The sequence below is a fragment of the Lentzea waywayandensis genome, assembly GCF_900115955.1.
GTDB lineage: Bacteria > Actinomycetota > Actinomycetes > Mycobacteriales > Pseudonocardiaceae > Lentzea > Lentzea waywayandensis.
The window spans coordinates 1-1484 of record NZ_FOYL01000032.1; the positions used below are offsets into that span (position 1 = coordinate 1).

General features: G+C 64.8%; 1 protein-coding gene. It reads left to right on the plus strand.

Features of this window, described 5'->3' with window-relative positions; genetic code table 11:
* Positions 1–618: 618 nt before the first annotated feature.
* Positions 619–804: a hypothetical protein gene (locus BM417_RS47460; protein WP_143139134.1), complete on the plus strand. Its 186-nt coding sequence runs from the start codon at positions 619–621 to the stop codon at positions 802–804.
* Positions 805–1484 lie beyond the last annotated feature (680 nt).

Sequence of the window (1484 nt, forward strand, 5' to 3'; positions counted from 1 at the left end):
GAGATCGTCACCGGCCTCCAGCAACGCCTCATGGATCTGCCAGATCTCACCCTCACGACCAGGCGGCCAATCACCACCCGCAAGAATGATGAAAATCCAATTCAACTCCGGAGGCACAAACATATTGCCGTGAACAGCCATCCGCCGCCCCCGTCAACGCAGCAGAAACCCGGCCAGGACCGAAGTCCCCAACCGGGCTCCCACACTGCTCATCACACCAACACTTTCCAAGCTAGCGACGACCGTAATGACCGCCGGTACTCCCGCCTCCGCTATCCGCGACACCACACGGTGCCCGCCGCGTCCGCCTCCTGGGCGCGTCCGCGTGATCGCCATGCGCTCACGCTCTAGGGGCGACTCAAGCCAGCTCACGGAACAGAACAAGCAAAGAACGCACACCGACCGGACGCAAGCATCCCGCCCCACAGGAGCCCGCGCGGCCATGTCTGATGCCCTTTTTGCCATTGACAACAGACGCACGAGATCCTGGCCCCAGCACAGGATTCGCCAGACCGCTGTTGCTCAGCCGACGTTGGACAAGTCAGGTTCTACCGGCAGCGTGTTGCCGATCCGCACGAGCACGCGGCCCGCTCGAGCCACAGTCGGATCAAGGCACCCGTGAGAGCAGCAGGTGCTCGCGTTCTCGCCGGCTCTACCAGGTCTCTGTGGACAGACGGAGAGGTCGTGGTGCGGGCGGGTGCGGACGTCGTCGCGAGCGTCAGCGACCACCCGCTCGGCGTGCTCTTGTGCGCGATCGCGCTGGGCCAGCTCCTGTATGTGCCGCCGGCGGGCGATCAGGCATAGCGAGCACAGCCCGCCTGCGCCACCAACACCGACGCCGCGATCTTCACCAACTCCAGTTGCGATGCCGACCCTGTCCTATGGCAGGCCGAGCCGGTCGGTCCAACTCCACACCAGCACAAGCACGGTGGCGGCCAGCGCCGACGCGGCCAACAACACCGCGGTGACAGCACCGGCCCTCCGTCCAGCCACGGGCCGGACGGATCAGATCGCGGGGCAAACCTTACGGGCAGCGGAATCACTGACATCCCGATCATCGCCCCCCGCCAAGAGCTTCGCGCCCTCGGAGACAAGAGTCTTCGATGGTTGCGAACATAGGCGGCAGAGGCTCCGCCACTTCCCACTTCCCCATTTCGAACACGTCGAGGGGAGCTGCACGAGGAACGGACCGACCTTCTGTTGACGTCCGTGGAGATGTTCCAGCTCGGACTTCCAGGCATCGCCTCCGTCGCAACACACTGGTCAGCCAAGCCGCGACAAACCGGGGTGAACGCGGGCAGCTTCGTCCGCTGCTCCTGCTACTTCACACCGCGGCTCCGATCGCACGCCAAGGGTTGGCGGAGCCAGTCCTGGTCGTCGGCCCAAAGGGCTAGTAGACCGTCGCTTCTAACCTTTGGGGTAGAGGTGACGGAGTCGGGTGCGGGCGTCGTCGGTGGTGAACTGCCAGTCGACTCCGCGCTGGT